22 protein-coding genes, 1 tRNA gene and 1 riboswitch are annotated in these 24,859 nt (G+C 45.6%); all 23 genes read left to right on the top strand.

The genetic code is table 11. The annotated features are described in order from the left end of the window. Positions 1–161: 161 nt before the first annotated feature. The 23 genes from G5B12_RS12650 (at position 162) to G5B12_RS12540 (ending at position 24,757) form a co-directional block, all read left to right on the top strand. Positions 162–698 (top strand): V4R domain-containing protein, encoded by a 537-nt coding sequence (locus G5B12_RS12650; protein ID WP_244096092.1) that lies wholly within the window; start codon positions 162–164, stop codon positions 696–698. Between the two features lie 20 nt (positions 699–718). Then, entirely contained in the window at positions 719–1,969 is a 1,251-nt protein-coding gene (locus tag G5B12_RS12645) for a sensor domain-containing diguanylate cyclase (RefSeq protein ID WP_174088433.1), read from the top strand. A gap of 183 nt (positions 1,970–2,152) precedes the next feature. Next, positions 2,153–2,224: transfer RNA gene (locus tag G5B12_RS12640), tRNA-Gln, on the top strand. Positions 2,225–2,344: 120 nt separating this feature from the next. Beyond that, positions 2,345–3,052 carry an acyl-[acyl-carrier-protein] thioesterase gene (locus G5B12_RS12635; protein WP_021975959.1) on the top strand — a complete coding sequence of 236 codons (708 nt, stop codon included), beginning with the start codon at positions 2,345–2,347 and terminating at the stop codon, positions 3,050–3,052. 75 nt (positions 3,053–3,127) lie between these two features. After that, the gene (locus G5B12_RS12630) at positions 3,128–3,823 is read left to right on the top strand and encodes an L-ribulose-5-phosphate 4-epimerase (protein WP_021975958.1); all 696 of its coding nucleotides are present in this window, start codon (positions 3,128–3,130) and stop codon (positions 3,821–3,823) included. 296 nt (positions 3,824–4,119) lie between these two features. Continuing rightward, positions 4,120–4,368, top strand: a complete 249-nt coding sequence (locus tag G5B12_RS12625) for a helix-turn-helix domain-containing protein (protein WP_021975957.1) — start codon at positions 4,120–4,122, stop codon at positions 4,366–4,368. Positions 4,369–4,496: 128 nt separating this feature from the next. Continuing rightward, positions 4,497–4,667, top strand: a riboswitch (Lysine riboswitch). A 131-nt stretch (positions 4,668–4,798) separates the two neighbouring features. Beyond that, positions 4,799–6,385 carry a Na+/H+ antiporter NhaC family protein gene (locus G5B12_RS12620; RefSeq protein WP_408611455.1) on the top strand — a complete coding sequence of 529 codons (1,587 nt, stop codon included), beginning with the start codon at positions 4,799–4,801 and terminating at the stop codon, positions 6,383–6,385. Between the two features lie 192 nt (positions 6,386–6,577). After that, complete coding sequence (locus G5B12_RS12615; RefSeq protein WP_148448280.1) at positions 6,578–7,420, top strand: CvfB family protein; 843 nt, start codon at positions 6,578–6,580, stop codon at positions 7,418–7,420. Between the two features lie 105 nt (positions 7,421–7,525). Beyond that, a complete protein-coding gene (locus G5B12_RS12610; protein WP_174088432.1) occupies positions 7,526–10,993 on the top strand; it encodes a DNA polymerase III subunit alpha in 3,468 nt (1,155 codons plus the stop codon). Positions 10,994–11,061: 68 nt separating this feature from the next. Further along, on the top strand, positions 11,062–12,051 hold the full coding sequence (gene pfkA, locus G5B12_RS12605) for a 6-phosphofructokinase (RefSeq protein WP_021975953.1): 990 nt from the start codon (positions 11,062–11,064) through the stop codon (positions 12,049–12,051). A gap of 11 nt (positions 12,052–12,062) precedes the next feature. Further along, on the top strand, positions 12,063–13,451 hold the full coding sequence (locus G5B12_RS12600) for a TrkH family potassium uptake protein (protein ID WP_330384701.1): 1,389 nt from the start codon (positions 12,063–12,065) through the stop codon (positions 13,449–13,451). Between the two features lie 13 nt (positions 13,452–13,464). Beyond that, positions 13,465–14,124, top strand: a complete 660-nt coding sequence (locus G5B12_RS12595) for a potassium channel family protein (RefSeq protein WP_174088431.1) — start codon at positions 13,465–13,467, stop codon at positions 14,122–14,124. A gap of 51 nt (positions 14,125–14,175) precedes the next feature. Further along, positions 14,176–14,952 (top strand): TrmH family RNA methyltransferase, encoded by a 777-nt coding sequence (locus tag G5B12_RS12590; RefSeq protein ID WP_174088430.1) that lies wholly within the window; start codon positions 14,176–14,178, stop codon positions 14,950–14,952. 15 nt (positions 14,953–14,967) lie between these two features. Further along, the gene (locus G5B12_RS12585; RefSeq protein ID WP_021975949.1) at positions 14,968–15,408 is read left to right on the top strand and encodes an NfeD family protein; all 441 of its coding nucleotides are present in this window, start codon (positions 14,968–14,970) and stop codon (positions 15,406–15,408) included. A gap of 4 nt (positions 15,409–15,412) precedes the next feature. After that, positions 15,413–16,354, top strand: a complete 942-nt coding sequence (locus tag G5B12_RS12580; protein ID WP_021975948.1) for an SPFH domain-containing protein — start codon at positions 15,413–15,415, stop codon at positions 16,352–16,354. A gap of 26 nt (positions 16,355–16,380) precedes the next feature. Beyond that, entirely contained in the window at positions 16,381–17,379 is a 999-nt protein-coding gene (argF, locus tag G5B12_RS12575) for an ornithine carbamoyltransferase (protein WP_021975947.1), read from the top strand. Further along, positions 17,379–18,185, top strand: coding sequence for a biotin--[acetyl-CoA-carboxylase] ligase (locus tag G5B12_RS12570; RefSeq protein WP_174088429.1), 807 nt, complete (start codon positions 17,379–17,381; stop codon positions 18,183–18,185). The genes argF and G5B12_RS12570 overlap by 1 nt, the downstream gene beginning before the upstream one ends. A gap of 91 nt (positions 18,186–18,276) precedes the next feature. Next, positions 18,277–18,645, top strand: coding sequence for a DUF6145 family protein (locus G5B12_RS12565; RefSeq protein WP_021975945.1), 369 nt, complete (start codon positions 18,277–18,279; stop codon positions 18,643–18,645). Between the two features lie 9 nt (positions 18,646–18,654). Then, positions 18,655–19,623, top strand: coding sequence for a tRNA dihydrouridine synthase DusB (gene dusB / locus G5B12_RS12560; RefSeq protein WP_334297802.1), 969 nt, complete (start codon positions 18,655–18,657; stop codon positions 19,621–19,623). Positions 19,624–19,726: 103 nt separating this feature from the next. Further along, a complete protein-coding gene (locus G5B12_RS12555; protein WP_021975943.1) occupies positions 19,727–20,677 on the top strand; it encodes a glycosyltransferase family 2 protein in 951 nt (316 codons plus the stop codon). 269 nt (positions 20,678–20,946) lie between these two features. Further along, on the top strand, positions 20,947–21,432 hold the full coding sequence (greA, locus tag G5B12_RS12550) for a transcription elongation factor GreA (RefSeq protein WP_021975942.1): 486 nt from the start codon (positions 20,947–20,949) through the stop codon (positions 21,430–21,432). Positions 21,433–21,756: 324 nt separating this feature from the next. Then, complete coding sequence (gene lysS / locus G5B12_RS12545; RefSeq protein ID WP_242997074.1) at positions 21,757–23,553, top strand: lysine--tRNA ligase; 1,797 nt, start codon at positions 21,757–21,759, stop codon at positions 23,551–23,553. 88 nt (positions 23,554–23,641) lie between these two features. Beyond that, positions 23,642–24,757, top strand: coding sequence for a Fic family protein (locus G5B12_RS12540; protein ID WP_174088426.1), 1,116 nt, complete (start codon positions 23,642–23,644; stop codon positions 24,755–24,757). Positions 24,758–24,859: the final 102 nt, after the last annotated feature.

The raw sequence follows: 24,859 nt of genomic DNA, 5'->3' as shown, positions 1-24,859 counted from the left end.
GGGGATTGTAAAATTTTTTTTACAGAAGGGTCAGATTTTTTGATGTGCATAAAAATGGATAATTTTCATACTTTTTTTATTAGAAAAAGGTTACATAAAATTGACACTGGAAAATGAATGGATTATTATAAATGTATAGAAAATTTAAACAGGAGACGGGTATGGGTGAGAATATTTTTCTGAAGGAAATGAAAGAAATCCAGTTTGAGGATTATTTTAAATATGATGCCAAATGCAGAGGAAATCTGGGAGATGAGCTTCCGGTAATGGTATATCGGATGCTGGAGTATTCCCTGAAAGACGAACTGAAAAACCGGTTTGGAAAAGAGGTTCAGATTGAGGTATTCCGGAGTGCAGGACGTAAAGCCGGAGAATATTTTGCAAAAAACATGCTGGATCTGGATGTGCCGCTGGATCAGTTTGTCAATGAACTTCAGAAAAAAATGCAGGAGCTGAAAATCGGAGTTCTCCGCATTGAGGATGTAAATGAAGAAACCGGAAAAATTATCCTGACCGTTGCGGAAGATGCAGACTGTTCAGGGCTTCCTGTTCTCGGGGAAACCGTATGTAATTATGATGAAGGTTTTATAGCAGGAATCCTTTCTCTGTACTCCGGAAAGCCGTACACGGCGGTAGAAGTTGACTGCTGGGCAACGGGAGACAGAGTTTGCCGTTTTCATGCAGATGTACAGGAATGATCGGAATAGAGGTTTGATAAATGGAAGACAGAAACTGCGAACTGTTATTTGAATATCTGAGATCAATTTTATACGATTCTGAAGTGAAAACTCTGGAGATAGACAGCCTGGATGAGCCTTTTCGAAAACTTGGAATGGGTTTGCAGTATCTGGAAACGGCAGTAAAGGAAATGAAACAATGTTCTGCCGCATTATCCAAAGGAGACCTTTCCAGCTTTAAGCCCGCCAGAGAGAATTTTCTGTGTGAAAATCTCAAAAATATCCATGCGAACCTGAATCATCTGACCTGGCAGGCCAAGCAGGTAGCCAAGGGGGATTATTCCCAGACAGTTTCTTATCTGGGGGAATTTTCGGAAGCTTTTAATACCATGACAGAGCAGCTTCGGGAGAGGGAAAGATCTCTGAAACTTATCGTCGAGCAGGAAAAGAAACATGCGGAGATGGCAGAGAGTTACAGTCAGCTTCTGATGGAACTGATCGCAAGAAGCGAAGAAGAAATCCTGGTGATCAGTCTGGACGGACAGAGCCTTCTGTACAGTAACCGGAGAACGGAAGATGAAGTACGGAACTGGGATGTTTATAAGCAGTGGATCAGTCAGATTGAACAGAAAACGCAGAAGAATAACAGACGAAAAGAACTGTATGAGTGGAAATGGGAAGCAGAAGATTCCGACCATCGATTTTATGCGATTACTACCGGTAAGATGAAATGGCAGGGAGAATGGGCATATGTGAATATTGTTCAGGAAGTTACGGAAACGAGAGTCAAGGAAGAACAGCTGAAAGCGGAAGCATATCAGGACATGCTCACCAGAATTGGCAACCGTTTTTATCTGAAAGAAAAAGCAGAAGAGATTTTGAAGACAGGGGAGCCGGTTTCGGTCTGCTACTGTGACCTGGATCACCTGAAATATATCAATGATACGTTTGGACATCAGGAAGGGGATGCATATATCCGTTTTTTTGTCAGGATCGTAAATGAAAATATCCGGGAAGAAGATGTTTTTGCCCGGATTGGTGGAGATGAATTTTGCATTCTGATGCGGGATTGTGCAGGCGATGATGCAAGGAAGCGCCTGTCAGATATTCAGAAACAGTTTGTCCTGAGAGAAAAAAAGAATTATGCCCGCAGCTTCAGCTGTGGAATTGTAGGAGTTCCCCGGAATCATGATAAGGTAGATCTGGATACATTGCTTCATGAGGCTGACGAAGTGATGTATAATCAGAAGAGGGAACATAAAAAAGAATATCAGAGTGAACTTGGAATATAAATATTTGTTTTACTGTATAACTGAAAAATGCCGGGAAGCCGCATAAAATAAGGCTTCCCGGCACTTTGGAAAAGTTTTTTAGAAAAAAATAAAAAAATTTTAAAAAAGGGGTTGCAATTTTAAAAAAGCTGTTATATAATATCATTCGTCGCAAGCGATAAGGCAAGCGAAACAAAAACACATAGGGCTATCGCCAAACGGTAAGGCAACGGACTCTGACTCCGTCAGTTCAAGGTTCGAATCCTTGTAGCCCTGCTTCTTGAGCACCTCGATGAGAGGTGCTTTTTTGTTCTATGAAATAAGAGAAAAAACAAGTGTGTATCTTTAGAACAAGTGATACAATAAATTTGCAGACAGTATAACAGGAGGCACATTATGAGCTACAGTTTTGAAAGTCGCGTAAGATTCAGCGAGATCGGAGAGAAGGGCTGCCTGACGCTGCCGGGAGTTCTGGATTATTTTCAGGACTGCTGTACCTTTGAATCTGAACAGACAGGTCTCGGAATGGAAGTATTAAAGGCACAGAAAAGAGCCTGGGTACTTTCCGCATGGCAGGTAATTGTGAAGAGATATCCAAAGCTTGGTGAAAATATAAAAGTAACAACAATTCCTTATGGATTCCGGGGCTTTATCGGAATGCGTAATTTTATTCTTGAGACAGCGGATGGCGAGAGACTGGCCTGGGCGAATTCTTACTGGTCCTTTATCAACACAGAGACAGGACTTCCGGAAAAGCTGACACCGGCGGACACCGATCCTTATGATCTGGGAGAGAAGATGGAAATGGATTATGCACCGAGAAAGATCGCGCTTCCGAAAGAGCGGAAACCGAAGGAATCTTTTGCCGTACAGAAACATCATCTGGATACGAACCACCACGTAAACAACTGCCAGTATATCCGAATGGCAGCTGATTTTCTGCCGGAGGATTTTGCGGTCCATCAGCTTCGTGTGGAGTACAAGAGACAGGCTGTCCTTGGAAATGTAATGATTCCGGAAGTATATATGGAAGCAAATAAGGCAACGGTAGTTCTCAATGCGGAAGATCAGGAACCCTACGCTGTGGTGGAATTTACAAAGTAATCAGAGCTGTTTTAAACAGCATGGATATATTACGAAGTGGATTGTAAAGACACTTTATAAAAGGGAGGAAACGCAATGCTGGAAAAATTAAAAGAAGAAGTTTACAGAGCAAACATGGATCTGCCGAAATATGGCCTGGTTACGTTTACCTGGGGAAACGTCAGCGGTATCGACAGAGAGAAGGGACTTTTTGTCATCAAACCAAGTGGTGTGGATTATGATAAACTGACGCCGGAAGATATGGTTGTAGTCGATCTTGAAGGAAATAAAGTCGAGGGCAAATACAATCCGTCTTCTGATACTGCCACACATGTGGTGCTTTACAATGCGTTTCCGAAGATTGGAGGTATTGTGCATACCCATTCATCCTGGGCTACAAGCTGGGCACAGGCAGGAAGATCCATTCCATGTTATGGAACAACACATGCGGATTATATTTACGGAGAGGTTCCATGCGTGCGTAACCTGACAAAAGATGAGATCGAGGAAGCCTATGAGAAAAATACCGGTATTCTCATTGCCGACTATTTCAAAGATAAAGATTACGAAGCAGTTCCGGCAGTCCTCTGCAAAAACCACGGACCGTTTACCTGGGGAAAAGATGCACATGAGGCTGTTCACAACGCAGTTGTCCTGGAAGAAGTTGCCAAGATGGCTTCCCGCTGCGAGCTGATCAATCCGGATGTAAAACCGGCGCCGCAGGAGCTTCAGGATAAACATTACTACAGAAAACATGGCGCAAATGCCTACTATGGACAGGGAAATAAATAAGAAAAAAAAGAAGCAGAAGAATGTCACATGGAAAAGTGTGGCATTCTTTTTTTGTGGAATATAAATTGTGGAGAGGTGCCGTTTACGGGCGGGCAGTAATTCAGAATGGAATAACTGTTTTACTGATACAATAGTGTCCTGTAAAAGATACTATCCAGGGTAAAACAATGAAGAAATGTTCATTTTTTGTCGAAAAAAACCAGATTTGCTGACCTTTAACACAGGTGCCACCAAAATATGTGCTAATGTCAAGAAAAATGCAGAACATTAACACATTTTGGAAAACAGGTGGCAGGATGAAAATTTACACTTATCAGGGAAGAAAGAACGTTTCCGGAGAAAAAATACGTCAGATGAGAAATATAAAACGGATGTCACAGTCAGATCTGGCGGCAAAAATGCAGGTGGAAGGTGTGATGCTGGAACGTGACAGTATCAGCAGGATCGAAGGCGGAGAACGTTTTGTGGCAGATTATGAACTGAGAGTGTTTGCAAAAGTGCTGGGTGTGGATGTGAAGTGGCTACTGAACGAAGAGTGCTCCTGAGATCAGCAGCATGATAATTGGTATGACTGATATTTATACAGCAAACTACTTGATATTTATGTCGGAAACTGCTACAGTATAAAGAAAAAAGGCGACCGGGAAACCTTGCGGGGGTAAACGGTCACGGATAAAGAGATAGAGGCGCGGATTTTATCAGTATTTATGGACGAGAGGCCCTGGCAGGCTGTCCATAAAGAAAGGAAAATCTGCCGAAGTGCTCTGAAAGGCCAGATGACAGGGTACTGGGATAACGCAGAATATGCGTTGTACTGTCACGGATGTGGAGCGCTATCGTAAGTTGAATAAAGAAGATTATTTAACCGGAGGTGTTCTTAAGAAGGGACAGCCTCCGTTTTTTTGTCCCCGAAAAGGGAGGAGAAAAATGAGTAAAAAAGCAGGAACAGCATTGTCTGTTATGGCAATGGTATTCATGGGCGCACTGGCAAGTCCCCTGACTGTGCTGGCTGCGGATGCGGAGGAGACTTATCAGCCTGCTCTGTATGCAACAATCTGGGCACTGCTTCCACCTCTTGTAGCGATCATCCTTGCGCTGATCACAAAAGAAGTATACAGTTCTCTGTTTGTGGGAATTGTAGTAGGAGCACTGCTTTATTCCGGATTCAAATTCGAAGGAACAGTAACACAGATTTTTGAGGGAGGAATCATCAAGGTTCTTTCTGACAGCTATAACGTAGGTATCCTGATCTTCCTGGTAATCCTGGGATCTGTGGTATGTATGATGAACAAGGCCGGCGGCTCCGCCGCATTCGGACGATGGGCCAGCAAAAAGATCCACACGCGTGTGGGCGCGGAACTTGCAGCGATCATCCTTGGAGTCCTGATCTTCATTGACGATTATTTTAACTGCCTGACAGTAGGAAGCGTTATGCGTCCGGTAACAGACAGACATCATGTATCCAGAGCGAAATTTGCATACCTGATCGATGCGACAGCCGCTCCGGTATGTATCATCGCACCGATCTCATCCTGGGCTGCTGCAGTCAGCGGATTCGTAGAGGGACAGGATGGACTTGCGATTTTTGTAAGAACCATCCCGTATAACTTTTACGCGATCCTTACTATTGTAATGATGGTTGGCATGGTACTGATGAAAACCGAGTTTGGTGCCATGAGAACACATGAGATCAATGCGCTGAACGGAGATCTTTATACAACATCTGCAAGACCGTATGAGAATGCAACGGATGATGAGACACCGAATCCGAGAGGAAAGGTGATCGATCTTGTGATCCCGATCGTTGTGCTTGTTATCTGCTGTGTCATCAGTATGATCTACACAGGAGGATTTTTCAGTGGAACAGATTTTGTTACCGCATTTTCACAGAGTGATGCCTCTACAGGCCTTGCAATGGGAAGTGCTTTTGGTCTGGTGTTTGCCATTATTTTCTATATGATCCGCCGTGTGATCAATTTCAGAGATTGTATGGGATGCATCCCGGAAGGCTTCAAGGCTATGGTACCGGCGATCATGATCCTGACCTTTGCATGGACACTGAAGGCTATGACAGACTCACTTGGTGCAGCAGTATTCGTAGAAGAAGCAATGCGTTCTGTTGCCGGTGGTATTGAAGTTATCCTTCCGGCCATTATTTTCCTGGTTGGATGCGGACTTGCATTTGCTACAGGTACTTCCTGGGGAACCTTTGGTATCCTGATCCCGATCGTTGTTGCGGTATTTGAGAAATCCAGTCCTGAGATGATGATCATTTCCATGTCCGCCTGCATGGCAGGTGCAGTTTGCGGAGACCACTGCTCACCGATCTCTGATACAACGATCATGGCTTCCGCAGGAGCACAGTGTGATCATGTGACTCACGTTTCCACACAGCTTCCGTATGCGATCCTGGCTGCAGCAGTATCCTTTGTAACTTATATTGTTGCAGGCTTTGTAAAAACAGCATGGATCGCTCTTCCGGTGGGAATCGTGCTGATGCTGATTGTACTTTTTGTCATTAAGATGATGAACCCGATGCCGGTTGAGAAACCGACAGAATAAATTAGTAAAAAAACAGATGGACCGGATGCGGATCACAGATATCCGCATAACCGACCGATAAAAGGCAGTGACGGAAAGAAATTTCCAAAGCTGCCTTTTTTGTGCTTTCTATAATAATTCTCTTATGTTATAATGCAGGACAGACAGCAAACAGTAAATGAACATATATATTTTTTAGGAACAGGAGTAAGAATGATAGAATTAGGTAAAAAACAGAAATTACTGGTTGTAAAAACCGTAGATTTCGGAATATATCTTGGAGAGGACCGAAACGCACCTCAGAACGAGCGTGTGCTTCTTCCGTCCAAACAGGTACCGGAAGGAACCAAAGTAGGTGATGAGATCGAGGTATTCATCTACAAAGATTCTCAGGACAGACTGATCGCAACTACCCGTGAGCCGATGCTCCAGGTGGGACAGACAGCAGTCCTTAAGGTTAAACAGGTCACCAGAATAGGAGCTTTTCTTGACTGGGGACTGGAGAAAGATCTTCTTCTTCCGTATCATGAGCAGACCAACAGAGTCCGTGAGGGGGAAGAATGTCTGGTAGCTCTTTATGTAGATAAGAGCAGCAGACTCTGTGCAACCATGAAAGTATATCATTATCTTTCCACTAGAACTCCTTATGTACCGGGAGATATGGTAAAGGGCCGTGTCTATGAGATCAGCGGAAACTTCGGCGTTTTTGTTGCGGTAGATGATAAATATTCCGCACTGATCCCTGCAAGAGAGGCAACCGGCAAATACAGACCGGGAGCTATTCTTGATCTTCGTGTCACTGAGGTAAAAGAGGATGGAAAGATGAATGTCAGTGACCGTCAGAAAGCCTACATCCAGATCAATGAGGATGCAGAGAGCGTACTCAGCGTAATCGAGGAATTTGCAGGCGTGCTGCCATTTGATGACCATGCTTCACCGGAAGTCATCAAGAGAGAGTTTGGCCTCAGCAAGAACGCATTCAAGCGTGCAGTGGGCCATCTGATGAAAGAAGGAAAAGTAGAGATCCGTGACAGAAGGATCTACATTAAAAAATAACAAGGTGTTGACCGGCTCCGGATCAGACACGCTCCGGCACGTTCCGAGAAAAGTGCAGAGCGGGGAGGATCCGGAGCCCTGTTTTTACAGTAAGGAGAGAAGGATTTGGAGTTTACACATTTACATGTCCATACAGAATACAGTCTTCTGGATGGCTCCAATAAGATCAAAGAGTATGTGGCCAGAGTGAAAGAACTGGGTATGGACAGCGCGGCGATCACTGATCATGGCGTTATGTATGGTGTCATTGATTTTTACAGGGCTGCAAGAGAAGCCGGGATCAATCCGATCCTCGGATGTGAGGTTTATGTGGCTCCGGGTTCCCGTTTTGACCGGGAAGTGGGAAGTGGCGATGACCGTTATTACCATCTGGTTCTGCTGGCCGAGAATAATCAGGGCTACAGCAATCTGATGAAGATCGTATCCAAGGCATTTGTGGAAGGCTTTTATTATAAGCCACGTGTGGATTTGGAACTTCTGGAAAAATATCACGAGGGAATCATTGCCTTAAGTGCCTGCCTGGCAGGAGAGGTTGCAAGGTATCTTGCCCGTGGAATGTATGAGGATGCAAAGATCGCAGCCCTGCGTTATCAGGATATTTTTGGAAAAGGAAATTTCTTCCTGGAGCTTCAGGATCATGGAATTCCGGAGCAGCAGACGGTAAACCAGCAGCTTCTCCGCATGCACAGAGAGACAGGAATCGACCTGGTTGCTACCAATGACGTGCATTATACCATGGCTGAGGATGCGGAGCCCCATGACGTGCTCCTCTGTCTGCAGACCCAGAAAAAACTCAGCGATGAGAACAGAATGCGCTATGAGGGCGGCCAGTATTATGTGAAATCTCCAGAAGAGATGGCGAGACTTTTTCCATATGCTCTGGAAGCTCTGGAAAATACCCACAAGATCGCGCTGCGCTGCCACGTGGAGATCGAATTCGGCGTGACCAAGCTGCCGAAATATGATGTGCCCGACGGACTGACCTCCTGGGAGTATCTGAACAAGCTTTGCCATGAAGGGCTGGAACAGCGTTATCATCCGGTAACCGATGCGCTGAAAAAACGCCTGGATTATGAGCTGTCCACCATCAAAAACATGGGATATGTAGATTACTTCCTCATTGTGTGGGACTTCATCAAATATGCCAGAGACAATGATATCATGGTCGGCCCGGGACGAGGTTCCGCCGCAGGAAGCCTGGTTGCCTATACACTTGGGATCACCCAGCTGGATCCGATCCGGTATGATCTTCTCTTTGAGCGTTTCCTGAATCCGGAACGAGTATCCATGCCGGATATTGATGTGGACTTCTGCTTTGAACGAAGACAGGAAGTTATCGATTATGTACGGCGGAAATATGGCGATGACTGCGTGGTTCAGATCGTTACCTTCGGTACTTTGGCAGCCCGCGGTGTGATCCGTGATGTAGGCCGTGTTCTGGACATGCCTTATGCCCAGGTAGACACCATCGCCAAGATGGTTCCACAGGAGCCAAATATCACCATTGATAAGGCACTGGGAATGAATCCGGAGTTCCGGAAAGCCTATGAGGAACAGGAAGATATCCACCGCCTGATCGACCTTGCCAAGCGTCTGGAGGGTCTGCCAAGACATACTTCCATGCATGCAGCAGGTGTTGTGATCAGCCAGAAAGACGTATCGGAATACGTACCTCTTTCCAGAGCCCAGGACGGTTCCATTGTCACACAGTTTACCATGACAACACTGGAAGAGCTGGGACTTCTGAAAATGGATTTCCTGGGGTTACGTACCCTGACCGTTATCCAGAACGCGGTAAAAATGATAGAACAGAGTACCGGCGTTTTCCTGGATATGCAGAAAATTGATTACAACGACAAAAAAGTACTGAATTCTCTCGGAACAGGACGTACTGACGGCGTGTTCCAGCTCGAGAGTGCCGGAATGAAAAACTTCATGAAGGAACTGAAGCCTCAGAGCCTTGAGGATGTCATCGCGGGAATTTCCCTTTACCGTCCGGGTCCCATGGATTTCATTCCGCAGTACATCCGCGGAAAAAACCGTCCGGATACCATCCGTTATGACTGCCCGCAGATGGAGCCCATCCTGAAGCCGACCTATGGCTGTATCGTATACCAGGAGCAGGTTATGCAGATCGTCCGTGATCTTGCAGGCTATACTCTTGGACGAAGCGACCTGGTGCGCCGTGCCATGTCCAAGAAGAAAGCTTCTGTTATGGCAAAAGAGCGCCAGAATTTCGTTTACGGAAATGTGGAAGAGGGGGTTCCGGGCTGTATCGCCAACGGCATTTCCGAGGAGATCGCAAACAAGATCTACGATGAGATGACAGACTTTGCGAAGTATGCTTTCAATAAGTCTCACGCTGCCGCTTATGCGGTGGTTTCCTATCAGACCGCATATCTGAAATACTACTATCCGGTAGAATTCATGGCTGCGCTGATGACGTCCGTTGTGGAAATGCCAAACAAGGTAGCGGAGTATATTTCCGTATGCCGTCAGATGGGAATCCAGATCCTTCCGCCGGATATCAATCATGGCATGTATGGTTTTTCTGTTGACAACGGTGCCATCCGCTATGCACTTTCTGCTATCAAGAGTATCGGCCGCCCGGTTATTGAGGGGATTGTGCGGGAACGAGAGGAGCACGGGGAATATACTTCCCTGAAAACTTTTGTGGAGCGAAATATTGATCAGATCAACAAACGTGTTGTGGAAAATCTGATCAAGGCCGGAGCACTGGACTGTCTGGAAGGAAACCGGAAACAGAAGATGACCATATATACGCAGATCATCGACAGTATCAACCAGGACAAAAAGCACACCATGGCCGGACAGTTGAGCCTTTTTGATATTGCTTCTGAGGAAGATAAAAAGGAATTTGAGATCCGTATGCCGCAGGTTGAGGAATATCCGAAAGAGATCATCCTGACCTTCGAAAAAGAAGTTCTTGGCATTTATCTCAGCGGCCATCCACTGGAGCGCTACCGGAATATGATGGAAAAAATGATCTCTGCAAAAACGTCGGATTTCCAGCCGGATGATGAAACCGGAATTCCGGAAGTCTATGATAACCAGAAAGTGATCGTAGGCGGAATGATTACGGATAAAACCATAAAATATACAAAGAATAATAAGGTAATGGCGTTCCTTACCGTAGAAGATCTGGTAGGCACCGTGGAAGTTGTGGTATTTCCGCGTGATTACGAAAAATGCCAGATGTTCCTGAACGAAGATGCCAGACTTTTCATCCAGGGAAGAGTATCTGCGGAAGACGACAAAGCCAGCAAACTGATCCTGGAAAAAGTCCGTACCTTCGATGATATGCCAAAAGAACTGTGGATCCAGTTCGAAAGCCGGGAAGACTACGCAAAAGCCGAGACCGGTCTGGTAGATGATCTGATGTCATCCAGAGGAAACAGCAGTGTGGTTATTTATCTCAAAGATGTCAAGGCAATGAAGAAACTTCCGCCTGCCTATCAGGTCCATATCGAGGATTCCTGGCTGGAACACATGTGTGAAAAATATGGAAGTTCCAATGTTAAAATTGTGGACAGAGTATTGAAAAACTTATAAAAATGCTATAAACTATATCCGAATATGTGTATTACAATAGGTTGTTTCATAAGATGGAGGATAACAATATGGCAGAGAACAAAATCAAAACGATCGGCGTTTTGACCAGTGGCGGTGACGCACCTGGAATGAATGCTGCAATCCGTGCTGTTGTCAGAAGAGGATTAAGCAGCGGACTGAACGTAAAGGGAATCTATAAAGGATACAGCGGTCTCTTAAATGAAGAGATCAGAGACATGACAGCAAGAGATGTTTCCGATACGATTGAGCGAGGCGGAACAATTCTTTATACTGCCAGATGTGCAGAGATGAGAACAGAGGAAGGACAGCAGCAGGCTGCAGAGATCTGCAGAAAGCATGGAATCGACGGCCTTGTTGTTATCGGTGGAGACGGTTCCTTCGCAGGTGCTCAGAAACTTGCGAACCTTGGAATCAATACCATTGGCCTGCCGGGAACCATTGACCTTGATATCGCATGTACCGAGTACACCATCGGTTTCGATACAGCTGTAAACACAGCGATGGAAGCCATCGATAAGGTACGTGATACATCCACATCCCATGAGAGATGCAGTATCATCGAGGTTATGGGACGTAACGCCGGATACCTTGCAGTATGGTGCGGTATCGCAAACGGTGCTGAGGATATCCTGATCCCGGAGAAATATGATTACGACGAGCAGAAGCTTATTGACAATATCGTAGAGAGCCGTAAGAAAGGCAAGAAACACCATATCATCGTAAATGCTGAGGGTATCGGCCATTCAGAGGCTATGGCAAAACGTATCGAGGCTGCAACAGGCATCGAGACACGTGCAACTATCCTTGGTCACATGCAGCGTGGTGGAAGCCCTACATGTAAGGACCGTGTATATGCGTCCATGATGGGTGCTCTTGCAGTAGACCTTCTTGTTGCCGGTAAACGCAGCCGTGTTGTTGGATATCGCCACGGTGAGTTCGTTGATTTTGACATCAATGAGGCTCTTGCAATGCAGAAGAATGTAGATTCCTACATGTGGGAGGTTTGCAATTCTCTTTCTCACAACTACAATAAATAAAAAATATGAACTTGAAAAAAGTTTCAGACGGATTGCATAAACTGAATACGTCACAAATAATTGCCCTCGGCTTTGCGGGGGTGATTTTTGTAGGCGGATTTATTTTGTGGCTGCCGTTCTGCAGTGCACCCGGGCAGGCTGTTACCTTCCCGGATGCTGTTTTTACAGCGGCAACCAGCGTATGTGTGACGGGACTTTCCACAGTTGTCATGGCAGTCCAGTGGAGCCCCATTGGAAAAGCGGTTATCCTGTGCCTGATACAGATCGGCGGGATCGGACTGATCGCACTGGCAAATATGATATTCATCAGCCTCCGGCGGAAAATTTCCCTGAAAAACCGGCGGATCATCAAGGAATCCTATAACCTGGATGAAATGGGTGGAGTCGTGGCTGTAGTCCGCAGTGTGGTGAAATGCGTGTTTCTTGCAGAAGGAATCGGTGCGGTCCTGTATGCGTTTTGCTTTGTACCGGAATTTGGAATAAAAAAAGGTCTGGTGCATGCCATATTTCTGGCGGTATCTGCATTCTGCAACGCAGGGATCGATCTTTTCGGGGAAACAAGCCTTTCGGTATATGTGAGCAATCCGCTGGTCAATATCACTACGATTGGCCTGATCATTGTGTCAGGTCTTGGATTTATCGTCTGGTGGGATCTGTGGGATAAATTCCGCAAGGTTCTGAGAAAAGAGCTCTCCCCATCCAGAGTTTTTCGTGTACTGCGGCTTCAGAGCAAGCTGGTCCTTACGATGACCGGGATCCTGGTATTTTCAGGAGCATTTCTGGTATTTATCTTTGAATCCGGAAACCCTTCCACGCTAAAGGGGGCACCACTGGGAACAAAGCTCATGGCATCCTTTTTCCAGTCAGTGACAACACGTACGGCGGGATTTTATACCATGGATCAGTCGCTTTTGTCCACACCTACCGTGATCATTTCCCTACTGTGGATGTTTATCGGAGGATCACCCATGGGCACTGCCGGTGGTGTGAAGACTACTACCATTGCGGTTCTGATCCTTTCTATTGCAGCATATCTTCAGGGAAAAAAGGATGTAGAGGTATACGGCCGCAGGATCCGTGAGAGCTATCTCCGTTCTGCCATGGTTGTTGCAGGAACCAGTGTGTTGATCCTTTTTACCATGACGGTGCTTTTGTCCGCAGTAATGCCGGGAGTGGATCTGGCAGATGTTTTATATGAGATCACTTCTGCGGGGGCTACAGTAGGACTTTCCAGAGGACTGACACCTCAGCTGAATGTGGCAGGCAAGTGGATCGTGATCCTTACCATGTATCTGGGACGTATCGGACCACTGACACTGGGAACTGCAGTTGTGGTGCGTGTGCGTAACAGGCCGGGAAGCACGACTCATCTCGGGGAAGAAGATATCATGATCGGTTAAACAGGAGAATAAAATGAAAAATAAATCTTTTGCTGTGATCGGGCTTGGACAGTTTGGAATGACTCTGGCGGTGACGCTGGCAGAGTCCGACTGTGATGTCCTTGCCATTGACGACAAAGAAGAAAATATCGAAGAGATTTCCGAAAAAGTAACCTACGCGGTGAAAGCAGATGTCCGTGAACCTGGAATCCTGAAAGCACTGGGAGTTCAGAATGTGGATGTGGCCATTATCGCAGTTGCCGAAAATCTGGAAGCCAGCATTTCCGCAACCATGCAGGCCAAGGATCTGGGAGTTCCCTTTGTAGTTGCAAAAAGCATGAATTCTCTTCATGGACGTATTCTTGACAAAATCGGTGCAGATAAAATCATTTATCCGGAACAGGCCATGGGACTCCGTGTTGCCAGAAATCTCCTGTCCGGCGGATATCTGGATGTATTTGAACTTTCGGCGGAATTCAGTATGGCAGAGTTTTCCATTCCGGAGTCATGGATCGGGAAAAGTCTCATAGATCTGAATGTGCGGGAGCGTTTTCACATTAATATCATTGGTATTAAACAGGGCGAAAATGTCACAGTAGATCTGAAACCGTCCGAGCCGCTTCCGGACCGCTGTTCCATAATCGCCATTGGAAAAAATAAGGATCTTAATGCGGAACCGGCGTTTATGAAGTGATTTTTCGAAGATTCCGTAAACAGGATAAGTGCAAGGAGTAAGAGAAAAAGTATGATAACCAGTGTATCAAATGCAAAAATAAAAAATGTCATGCAGCTGAACCAGAAGGCAAAAGCCAGAAGAGAACAGGGACTTTTTGTGGCGGAAGGCCGGAAGATGTTTCTGGAAGCACCGGAAAACTGGGTTTCCCAGGTGTTTGTCTCCGAGACTTTTTCCAAGGATGGAGAGCTGATGTCCCAGGTAGAGAAATATCCTTATGAGATCGTGAAAGATTCCGTATTCCGTCAGATGTGTGACACCAAGACTCCCCAGGGGATCCTTACCGTTCTGAAACTGCCTTCCTGGAGCGAGGAAGAAGTACTGGCAGGAGAAAATCCTCTGGTCATGGTTCTTGAAGATCTTCAGGATCCGGGAAATGCGGGAACCATTTTAAGGACCGGTGAGGGCGCCGGCGTGAGCGGCGTTTTTCTTACAAAAACCTGTGTGGATATCACAAATCCCAAGGTGATCCGTTCTACCATGGGCTCCATTTACAGAATGCCTTTTCTATATGTGGAAGATGTGGTATCATTAGAAAAGAAGCTGAAAGAAAAAGGAATCCGCAGTTTTGCAGCTCATCTGAAAGGTGAGAATTCCTACGATCATGAATCCTATAAAGGTGGTACCGCATTTTTTATCGGAAACGAGGGAAAAGGTCTTACAGACCAGGCTGCGGACGCAGCAGACTGCCTGATACGCATCCCGATGTGCGGAAAAGTAGAATCGCTGAATGCTGCTATGGCATCGGGGATTTTGATGTATGAAGCTGCAAGACAGAGAAGAGAATAAGAGAGGAGGGGTTTTATGACACCTTTGGCCTGGCTTGGAATACTGGCAATTTTACTGGTAATTGAAGCGATCACGGTAGGACTTACCACTGTCTGGTTTGCAGGCGGTGCTCTTGTGGCGTGCATTGTCTCGTGGCTCGGCGGGGGAATTGTTGTACAGCTCCTTTTATTTTTCGGAGTTTCCGTGGTGCTTCTGATCTTTACCAGACCTCTGGCGGTTCGCTACATGAACAAGGGCGTGGAGAAGACCAATGCAGAGAGCCTTCTGGGAAAAAGGGCCGTAGTAATACAGCCAATCAACAACCTGGCTCAGACCGGGCAGGTGCGGATCAATGATATCGAATGGACGGCACGTTCAGCCGACGAATCGGTTGAAATACCGGCCGGTGCAGTAGTTGAGATCAAAGAGATCCGCGGAGTGAAGCTGATCGTAAAAGAAGATAATAAGGAGGGCTAAAATTATGGGTGGAGTTATTGTTTTGCTTGTAGTCATCGTTCTTGTATTGTGGGTACTTGCATCCTGCATCCGCATTGTGCCGCAGGCTTATGCTGTGGTACTGGAACGTCTTGGCGCTTACAAAGCTACCTGGAGCACAGGTATTCATTTCAAGGTTCCGTTCATTGAGCGTGTTGCAAGAAGAGTAAACTTAAAAGAGCAGGTTGTGGATTTTCCACCGCAGCCGGTGATCACGAAAGATAACGTAACCATGCAGATCGATACCGTTGTATTTTTCCAGATCACAGATCCGAAGCTTTATGCATATGGCGTTGAGAATCCGATCATGGCTATCGAGAATCTTTCTGCTACAACACTTCGTAATATCATCGGTGATATGGAACTGGATGAGACACTGACATCCCGTGAAGTCATCAACACCAGGATGAGAGCTTCCCTTGATGAAGCTACAGATCCATGGGGAATCAAGGTGAACCGTGTAGAGCTTAAGAACATCATTCCTCCGGCAGCCATCCAGGATGCCATGGAGAAACAGATGAAAGCCGAGCGTGAGAGACGAGAAGCCATCCTGAAAGCAGAAGGAGAGAAACGTTCTACCATCCTTGTCGCAGAAGGTAAAAAACAGTCCGCGATCCTTGACGCGGAGGCTGAGAAACAGGCAGCGATCCTTCATGCGGAAGCACAGAAAGAGCGTATGATCAAAGAAGCAGAAGGACAGGCACAGGCAGTTCTTAAAGTACAGCAGGCAACTGCGGAGGGACTTCGCATGATCAAAGATGCAGGAGCAGACGAGTCCGTTCTTACCCTGAAGAGCCTGGAAGCACTCACAAAAGTTGCCGACGGCAAAGCAACGAAGATCATTATTCCGTCCGAGATACAGGGCATTGCAGGGCTGGCAACATCCCTGAAGGAAATCATGACAGATAAACCGGCAGAGCAGAAATAAATCTGCAGCCGTGAGGAGGATATATTATGAATCTTAAAGGAAGAAATTTCCTGACACTGAAAGACTTTACACCGGAAGAGATCACTTACATGATCGATCTTGCAGCGGACCTGAAAGCAAAGAAAAAAGCCGGAGAGCTTCATGAGTATTACAGAGGCAAGAACATTGCCCTGATCTTTGAAAAAACAAGTACAAGAACACGCTGTTCCTTCGAAGTAGCTGCTCATGATCTGGGAATGGGTTCCACTTATCTTGATCCGACAGGTTCCCAGATCGGAAAGAAAGAGAGCATCGCAGATACAGCAAGAGTTCTTGGAAGAATGTATGAAGGAATTGAGTACCGCGGATTTGGCCAGGATATTGTTGAGGAGCTTGCAAAACATGCAGGTGTTCCGGTATGGAATGGTCTGACAAACGAGTATCATCCGACACAGATGCTTGCAGATATGCTGACAGTACGTGAGCATTTCGGCAAACTGAAAGGCCTGAAACTTGTATACATGGGTGATGCCCGTTACAACATGGGTAACTCCCTCATGGTTGTATGCTCCAAACTTGGTCTCGATTTCGTAGCCTGCACCAATAAAAAATATTTCCCGAATGATGAACTGGTAGCACAGTGCCAGCAGTGGGCAAAAGAGGCAGGTTCCACCATCACTCTCACAGAGGATGTAGAGGCAGGAACCAAAGATGCAGACATTATCTACACAGATGTATGGGTATCCATGGGCGAGCCTGACGAAGTATGGACAGAGCGTATCCATGACCTGACACCATACAAAGTTACGAAACATGTAATGGAGAACGCCGGTGAGAAGGCAATCTTCCTTCACTGCCTGCCTGCATTCCATGATCTTAAGACAAAGATTGGAAAAGAGATGGGCGAGCGTTTCAACCTTACAGACATGGAGGTTACAGACGAGGTATTCGAGTCTCCGCAGTCCAAGGTATTTGACGAAGCAGAGAACCGTATGCATACCATCAAGGCTGTGATCGTTGCTACATTAGGAGAGCCGGAGAAATAATGGCAGAGTTATTTAATGAAGAAATAATTTCACAGGCAACACATACAAAATGGGCGGGCAAAACCGTCCATTTTGCAAGAGAAATTGATTCCACCAACCTCTGGGGCAAACGTGCCTGGAAGGAAGAAGGAGCGGGACATGGTGAGCTTTTTGTGGCAGAGTATCAGTCCGCAGGCCGTGGACGTTTTACAAGACGGTGGAGTGCACCGCCAGACAGTGCCATCACCATGAGCATTCTTCTCTGCCCGGAATTTTCTCCTCAGAAAGCGCCGATGATGACACTTGTTATGGGACTTTCTGTTGCACAGGCAGTTGCGGATCTTGGTCTTGATGTAGGAATCAAATGGCCTAATGACGTGGTAGTTTCCCGCAAAAAAATCTGTGGGATCCTTACCGAGATGACCATGAAACAGGATAAGATCGGCTGTGCGGTCATTGGCGTCGGGATCAATGTAAATATGGACAGTTTTCCGGAAGAAATGGCGGACAAAGCTACCTCCCTGTATCTGGAAAGCGGACATCTTTTTGACCGGGCAGAGGTAACCGGACTTGTGATGAAGCGTTTTGAGGAAAATTATGAGAAGTTTGTGGAGACAGAAGACTTAAGCGGCCTGAAACCGGATTATGAGAAACTTCTGGCCAATCTGAACCAGCCGGTACGTGTGCTGGATCAGAACGATCCGTACGAGGGAATCGCAAGAGGAATCAACGCCGGCGGGGAACTTCTGGTGGAACGTGCAGACGGCACCATTGAAGAAGTAAATTCTGGAGAAGTTTCTGTGCGAGGACTGTACAGCTATGTGTAAAAATAGAGAAATACAGATCGGATAAAATTTCCGGCAGTAGTTTTTCGGCAATGTTTTATGATGAATTTATGTTATAAATAAAGGAGTATTTATGTATCAGGATAACATTGTGCTCTGCGGAGCAAGCTCATATGAGCAGAAATATTATTTTAACCAGGATTTTGCGTCCCTTCCGGAAGCAGTAAAGCAGGAACTGCAGATCATGTGCGTGCTTTTCACAGAGGATGTAGGCGGGATCCTGACACTGGAATTTGACGAGGACGGAAGCCTGCAGTTTAAGACAGAAGCACTGGAGGCAGATGCCCGTTTTGATGAGATCGGAAGTGCGCTGAAGATCAAGGAACTCCAGCGTGACAAAAGAGAGCTTCTGGAATCTCTGGAAATGTACTACAAAGTATTTTTCCTGGGAGATATCCCGGACGAGGAACTTAAGAAAAAAGCAGATACAGTTGAGGACTGATACATGAAGATGCAGTGGAAGATCGGAAATGTGGAGATCCCGAATCCCTTTGTGCTTGCGCCGATGGCCGGGGTTACAGATCTGGCATTTCGAAGACTTTGCAAGGAGCAGGGAGCAGGACTGATCTGTATGGAGATGGTCAGCGCCAAGGCAATTTCTTTTCACAATAAGAATACAGAGGCACTGATGGAGATCAATCCAGGGGAGCATCCGGTATCCATGCAGCTTTTTGGCAGTGAGCCGGATCTGATGGCAGAGGTGGCAAAAAGTATCGAGGAGCGTCCTTTTGACATTCTCGATATCAATATGGGATGCCCTGTCCCCAAGGTGGTAAACAACGGGGAAGGCTCCGCACTTCTGAAAAATCCTAAACTGATCGAAGAGATCGTACGCAGTGTTTCCGGCGCCATTTCCAAGCCGGTGACTGTGAAAGTGCGTATCGGTTTTGATGATAAAACACCGGTGGATGTGGTGGAAATCGCCAGACGTGTGGAAGATGCCGGGGCAGCAGCCATTGCTGTACATGGAAGAACCCGCCAGCAGTATTATTCCGGACAGGCAGACTGGGATGCCATCCGCAGGGTGAAGGAAGCGGTGACGATTCCCGTGATCGGAAACGGAGATATCATTTCACCGGAAACCGCAGCAGCCATGTTTAAAGAAACCGGCTGTGATGCGGTGATGATCGGCCGTGCAGTACGTGGAAACCCGTGGATCTTCCGGGAGCTGAACCACTATTTTCTTACCGGAGAAAAACTTCCGAAACCAACCGTGGAGGAAGTTTGTGAAATGATCCTGCGTCATGCCAGAAACCAGATCGAAATCAAAGGTGAATATATCGGAATCCGTGAAATGCGGAAACATGTAGCCTGGTATACGGCAGGCATGCGGCACAGTGCCGGAATCCGGAGAGAATCCAACAATATTGCAAGTTATGAAGAACTGAAAAAACTTACAGATATGCTTCTTGAACGATAAAGAGGAAGAAACCGCCAGGGCTATTGACAAGGAACAGAACGCGTGCTACAGTCAGTGGGTCGGTCAGAAAACATAAGAGCTTTACAGGAGAAAAAAAGTACAGATGCCAGATAAAATAGCAGTTTTGATACCTTGCTATAACGAAAGTAAGACTGTAGCCAAGGTTATCCGTGATATGCGAAAAGCACTTCCGGAGTCTGTGATTTACGTATATGATAACAATTCCACAGATGGTACAGACGAGATTGCGAGGAAAGAAGGGGCTGTTGTCCGTTATGAATATCAGCAGGGAAAGGGCAACGTAATCCGCAGTATGTTTCGTGATATTGATGCACAGTGCTATCTGATGGTTGACGGGGACGACACCTATCCGGCGGAATTTGCGGCACAGATGTGTGAGAAAGTTCTGAAAAACGGAACAGACATGGTTGTCGGAGATCGCCTGTCCTCTACATATTTTACAGAGAACAAACGTCCTTTCCATAATTTCGGAAACAGCATTGTCCGTGGTTCTATCAACCGCCTTTTCAAAAGTGATATCAAGGACATTATGACCGGATACCGGGCAATGAGTTACCGCTTTGTAAAAACATTTCCGGTCCTTTCCAGAAATTTTGAGATTGAGACAGAAATGACGATTCATGCCATAGATAAGAACATGCAGGTAGAGAATGTGATCATTGAATACCGCGACCGTCCGGAGGGAAGCGAATCCAAACTGAATACCTACGCAGATGGATTTAAAGTGCTGAAGACGATCATGAGAATGTTTAAAAATTATAAGCCGTTGGAATTCTTTTCTATTATAGCAGCGGTGCTGTTTGTAGTCGGGATGGCATTTTTTATTCCGGTACTGATTCACTTTCTGGAAGTGGGAACTGTGAACAAACTGCCTACACTGATCGTAAGTGGATTTGTGATCATGACAGCGATTATCTGCTGGTTTTCCGGAATTATCCTGTCTACACTGGTCAATCAGCACAAGCAGGATTTTGAGTTCCAGACACAGATGGTAACCAACCGGTATAAAGACCTTTTCCCGGAAGAAAAATAAGAAACAGAAATAAGAAAAAATGCTGCGAAAAAACCGTGTGGAAATTTAAATTTTCCTGCGGTTTTTTCTACATTTTCAGGGCCCTTTTTTCGACGTGGAATGCTTGACAATACAGGGGCTTTTCGGTATAATACAGGAATTGTGAATATCCTGAGGTTTTTACGCCCTTTTTTAGGAAAAAGAGCTCTTGGGAATGGTAGCAACAGAAATATCCGAAGCTGTATTTTTTCAGAAAAAAACAGCGCGGTTTTGAAAGGAAGTAAGGCAAAATGGAAGAAGCAAAGAAGAACTTACTCACATACGCAGGACTTAGAAAACTGGAAGACGAGCTGCACGATCTGAAAGTTGTTAAGAGAAAAGAAGTTGCAGGAAAGATTAAAGAGGCCAGAGAGCAGGGAGACCTTTCTGAGAACGCTGAGTACGATGCAGCAAAAGACGAGCAGAGAGATATCGAGGCACGTATCGAGGAGATCGAGAAGATCCTCAAGAATGCCGAGGTTGTAGTAGAGGACGAAGTTGATCTTGACAGAATCAGCGTAGGCTGCAAGGTTAAGGTTCATGATTATGAGTTTGATGAAGACATGGAGCTGAAGATCGTAGGTTCCACAGAGGCTAACAGCCTTGAGGGTAAGATCTCCAACGAGTCTCCGGTAGGTAAGGCGCTGATCGGCGCTCACACCAACGATATCGTTGAGGTTGAAATGCCGTCCGGAATCATGAAATACAAAGTTCTTGAGATCCAGAGAAACGTATAAAACAGGTAACGGAGCGGATCGCACATATCCGCTGAACGATAGATAGATTAAGGAGGCCAACAAGTGGCAGAGCAGAAGAAGCAGGATGTAAACCAGCTGCTTAAGGTACGTCGTGACAAACTGGCAGACCTTCAGGCAAACGGCAGGGACCCGTTTCAGATCACAAAATTTGATCAGACACATCATTCCCTTGAGGTAAAGAAGCTTTATGAAGCACATGAGGCAGAGCTTCTCAAAGACCGCAAGGAGCTTGACGTAACAGGTCTTGATGAAGAGCAGGCAAAAGAGGCTCAGAAGAAGGATTATGAAGAAAGAAGAAGCATCATGGACGCAAGCCCGATCCACGTAGCGATCGCAGGACGTATGATGTTCAAACGTGTAATGGGAAAAGCTTCTTTCTGCAATATCCAGGACTTACAGGGTAATATTCAGGTTTATGTGGCGAGAGACGCCATTGGAACCGATTCCTATGCAGATTTCAAGAAATCTGATATCGGTGATATTTTTGGTCTGGAAGGATTTGCTTTCAGAACAAGAACAGGTGAGATCTCCATTCATGCAGAGAAGATGACTCTTCTTTCCAAGAGTTTACAGATCCTTCCTGAGAAATTCCACGGGCTGACAGATACAGATACCCGTTATCGTCAGAGATATGTGGATCTTATCATGAACCAGGACAGCAAGAATGTATTCATCAAACGTTCCCAGATCATCAAAGAGATCCGTAACTTCCTTGCAGGACGTGACTTCATGGAAGTTGAGACACCAATGCTGGTTTCCAATGCAGGTGGTGCCGCAGCAAGACCGTTTGAGACACATTATAATGCGCTGAACGAAGATGTTAAGCTTCGTATTTCCCTGGAGCTTTATCTTAAGAGACTGATCGTCGGCGGACTTGAGAGAGTTTACGAGATCGGCCGTGTATTCCGTAACGAGGGTGTTGACACCCGTCACAATCCGGAGTTCACTCTGATGGAGCTTTATCAGGCATATACTGATTATGAAGGAATGATGGAACTGACAGAGTCCATGTTCCGTTACCTTGCAGAGAAAGTCTGCGGTTCCACAAAGATTTCCTACAATGGTATTGAGATCGATCTTGGTAAGCCGTTCGCACGTCTGACCATGAACGATGCCATCAAGAAATATACAGGAATCGATTTTGACGAAGTAGCAGATGATGAGGCAGCAAAGAAACTTGCTGACGAGCATCATATCGAGTATGAGGACCGTCATAAGAAAGGTGATATCATCAACCTCTTCTTCGAGGAGTACTGTGAGAAAGAGCTGATCCAGCCGACATTCATCATGGATCATCCGATCGAGATTTCTCCTCTGACCAAGAAGAAACCTTCTGATCCGAACAAGGTAGAGCGTTTCGAGCTCTTTATCAATACATGGGAAATGTGTAATGCATATTCCGAGCTGAACGACCCGATCGACCAGAGAGAGCGTTTCAAAGCACAGGATGCTCTTGCAGACGCAGGTGATGAGGAAGCCAACCACACAGACGAAGACTTCCTGAACGCACTGGAGATCGGTATGCCGCCAACAGGTGGTATCGGATACGGAATCGACCGTCTCGTTATGCTCCTGACAGACAGCCAGGCAATCAGAGACGTACTTCTGTTCCCGACAATGAAGAGCCTTGACTCTGATAAGAGCGCAGCCAAAGCAGGCGATACTGCAGAGGTAGCAGCAAACGACAACAACGGATTCTTCACACCGAATGAGAAGATCAACTTCTCCAATGTAAAGGTTGAGCCTTTATTTGAAGAAGATGTTGACTTCGATACATTCAGCAAATCTGACTTCCGTGCAGTTAAGGTTAAAGAGTGTGTTGCAGTTCCGAAGAGCAAAAAACTCCTTCAGTTCACACTGGACGACGGAACAGGCACAGACCGTACCATCCTTTCCGGAATCCACGCTTACTATGAGCCAGAAGAACTGGTAGGCAAGACCCTGATCGCGATCACAAACCTGCCACCACGTAAGATGATGGGAATCGAGTCCTGCGGTATGCTGCTTTCCGCAGTAAATAACCTGAAGGATTCTGAGGATGAAGAACTTCATCTGATCATGGTTGATAACCATATCCCGGCTGGTGCGAAACTGTATTAATATGAAATTATAAATAAGAAAAATGAAAGCACTTCTTGGAGGTTGATCTGGGAAGTGCTTTTATTGAATCATAAAAGAGGTAGTGTCTATGGAAAAAGACCCGTTTAAAGAGTATTTGCGAGAGTCTGAACCAGATAAAGCGTATAAAGGTTATGCTTGGAGTACAGCAATTGGGCTTCAGGCAGTGGACGGACTTAAACCATCTAAATATTTGGTTGATACTGCCATTCAGAATATTGAAGGCAAAATCACGATGAAAGAAGCACAAAGCCTTATTGATAGCTACTATGAAGAAAGACCAGTACATTTGTCTGATGATGAACGTACCGAGGAAGCAGATAAGGTTTCTTCGCGTATTGCAGAACTTCTGTCCGAAACAGGGTTTTCATTTTCTCCAAATGAATATATCTCTATCCATCGCAAACTTTTCCAGGGAATCTACGAACATGCCGGAAAGTTCAGGGATTATAACATTACAAAGAAAGAATGGGTGCTTGATGGCGCAACTGTTATGTATGGTAGTGCTTCAGAACTGAGAGCAACGCTGGAATATGATTTTTCGCAGGAGAAAGCTTTTAGCTATAAAGGTTTGTCAATGGATGAAATTATCCATCATCTTGCGATATTTATTTCAAGATTATGGCAAATCCATATCTTCGGAGAAGGTAATACAAGAACAACGGCAGTGTTCTTTATTAAATATTTGCGGATGCTTGGATTCTCAGCGACCAATGACATTTTTGCAGAAAATGCGTGGTATTTCAGAAATGCACTTGTCCGTGCAAACTATACGAACTTACAAAAAGGTATTCATGAAACCACAGAATATCTTGAAGTATTTCTCAGAAATCTACTTTTAAATGAAAAAAATGAACTCCATAATCGCAATCTTCATATAAGTGGACTTTGGAATGGAAAAAAAGTGGATATTGGAGAAGAAAAAGTGGACATTCAAGACGTAAAAGTGGACATTGAAAGAGTGCTTTCTGAAAAATGTAACGACTTTTCGGTAAGAACAACTATTCATATCCACAGACTTTTCGAGAAATTTGGTTTTGAAGAAGTATTCGGCAGAAGTGCAGTTATGGAACTTCTTGAATTAAAAAGCTCAGGAGCATCCAAACTTCTTTCAAATCTGGTACAGGCAGATATTATCGAACCAGTATCCGGTCACGGAAAAGGAAAGTACAAATTCAAAAAATAATTAGAAGAAAAAATGTATATATGAGAGGAACTGTCTATGAAACAGGTTTTAGGAAGATAAGCGGGAATCCTCGGTAATTCAATTGCCGAGATGAAAGCGTAA

It is taken from the genome of Blautia sp. MSK.20.85, from assembly GCF_013317245.1.
Classification (GTDB): Bacteria; Bacillota; Clostridia; order Lachnospirales; family Lachnospiraceae; genus Blautia_A.
Note: the sequence above shows the minus strand (reverse complement) of the source record. Positions and strands in the feature narration are given on the sequence as shown.

Coding starts and splice junctions, on each gene's coding strand:
- G5B12_RS12650 (WP_244096092.1), top strand. CDS start 162: ATGGGTGAGAATATTTTTCTGAAGGAAATGAAAGAAATCCAGTTTGAG.
- G5B12_RS12645 (WP_174088433.1), top strand. CDS start 719: ATGGAAGACAGAAACTGCGAACTGTTATTTGAATATCTGAGATCAATT.
- G5B12_RS12635 (WP_021975959.1), top strand. CDS start 2,345: ATGAGCTACAGTTTTGAAAGTCGCGTAAGATTCAGCGAGATCGGAGAG.
- G5B12_RS12630 (WP_021975958.1), top strand. CDS start 3,128: ATGCTGGAAAAATTAAAAGAAGAAGTTTACAGAGCAAACATGGATCTG.
- G5B12_RS12625 (WP_021975957.1), top strand. CDS start 4,120: ATGAAAATTTACACTTATCAGGGAAGAAAGAACGTTTCCGGAGAAAAA.
- G5B12_RS12620 (WP_408611455.1), top strand. CDS start 4,799: ATGGGCGCACTGGCAAGTCCCCTGACTGTGCTGGCTGCGGATGCGGAG.
- G5B12_RS12615 (WP_148448280.1), top strand. CDS start 6,578: ATGATAGAATTAGGTAAAAAACAGAAATTACTGGTTGTAAAAACCGTA.
- pfkA (WP_021975953.1), top strand. CDS start 11,062: ATGGCAGAGAACAAAATCAAAACGATCGGCGTTTTGACCAGTGGCGGT.
- G5B12_RS12595 (WP_174088431.1), top strand. CDS start 13,465: ATGAAAAATAAATCTTTTGCTGTGATCGGGCTTGGACAGTTTGGAATG.
- G5B12_RS12590 (WP_174088430.1), top strand. CDS start 14,176: ATGATAACCAGTGTATCAAATGCAAAAATAAAAAATGTCATGCAGCTG.
- G5B12_RS12585 (WP_021975949.1), top strand. CDS start 14,968: ATGACACCTTTGGCCTGGCTTGGAATACTGGCAATTTTACTGGTAATT.
- G5B12_RS12580 (WP_021975948.1), top strand. CDS start 15,413: ATGGGTGGAGTTATTGTTTTGCTTGTAGTCATCGTTCTTGTATTGTGG.
- argF (WP_021975947.1), top strand. CDS start 16,381: ATGAATCTTAAAGGAAGAAATTTCCTGACACTGAAAGACTTTACACCG.
- G5B12_RS12570 (WP_174088429.1), top strand. CDS start 17,379: ATGGCAGAGTTATTTAATGAAGAAATAATTTCACAGGCAACACATACA.
- G5B12_RS12565 (WP_021975945.1), top strand. CDS start 18,277: ATGTATCAGGATAACATTGTGCTCTGCGGAGCAAGCTCATATGAGCAG.
- dusB (WP_334297802.1), top strand. CDS start 18,655: ATGCAGTGGAAGATCGGAAATGTGGAGATCCCGAATCCCTTTGTGCTT.
- G5B12_RS12555 (WP_021975943.1), top strand. CDS start 19,727: ATGCCAGATAAAATAGCAGTTTTGATACCTTGCTATAACGAAAGTAAG.
- greA (WP_021975942.1), top strand. CDS start 20,947: ATGGAAGAAGCAAAGAAGAACTTACTCACATACGCAGGACTTAGAAAA.
- lysS (WP_242997074.1), top strand. CDS start 21,757: ATGGACGCAAGCCCGATCCACGTAGCGATCGCAGGACGTATGATGTTC.
- G5B12_RS12540 (WP_174088426.1), top strand. CDS start 23,642: ATGGAAAAAGACCCGTTTAAAGAGTATTTGCGAGAGTCTGAACCAGAT.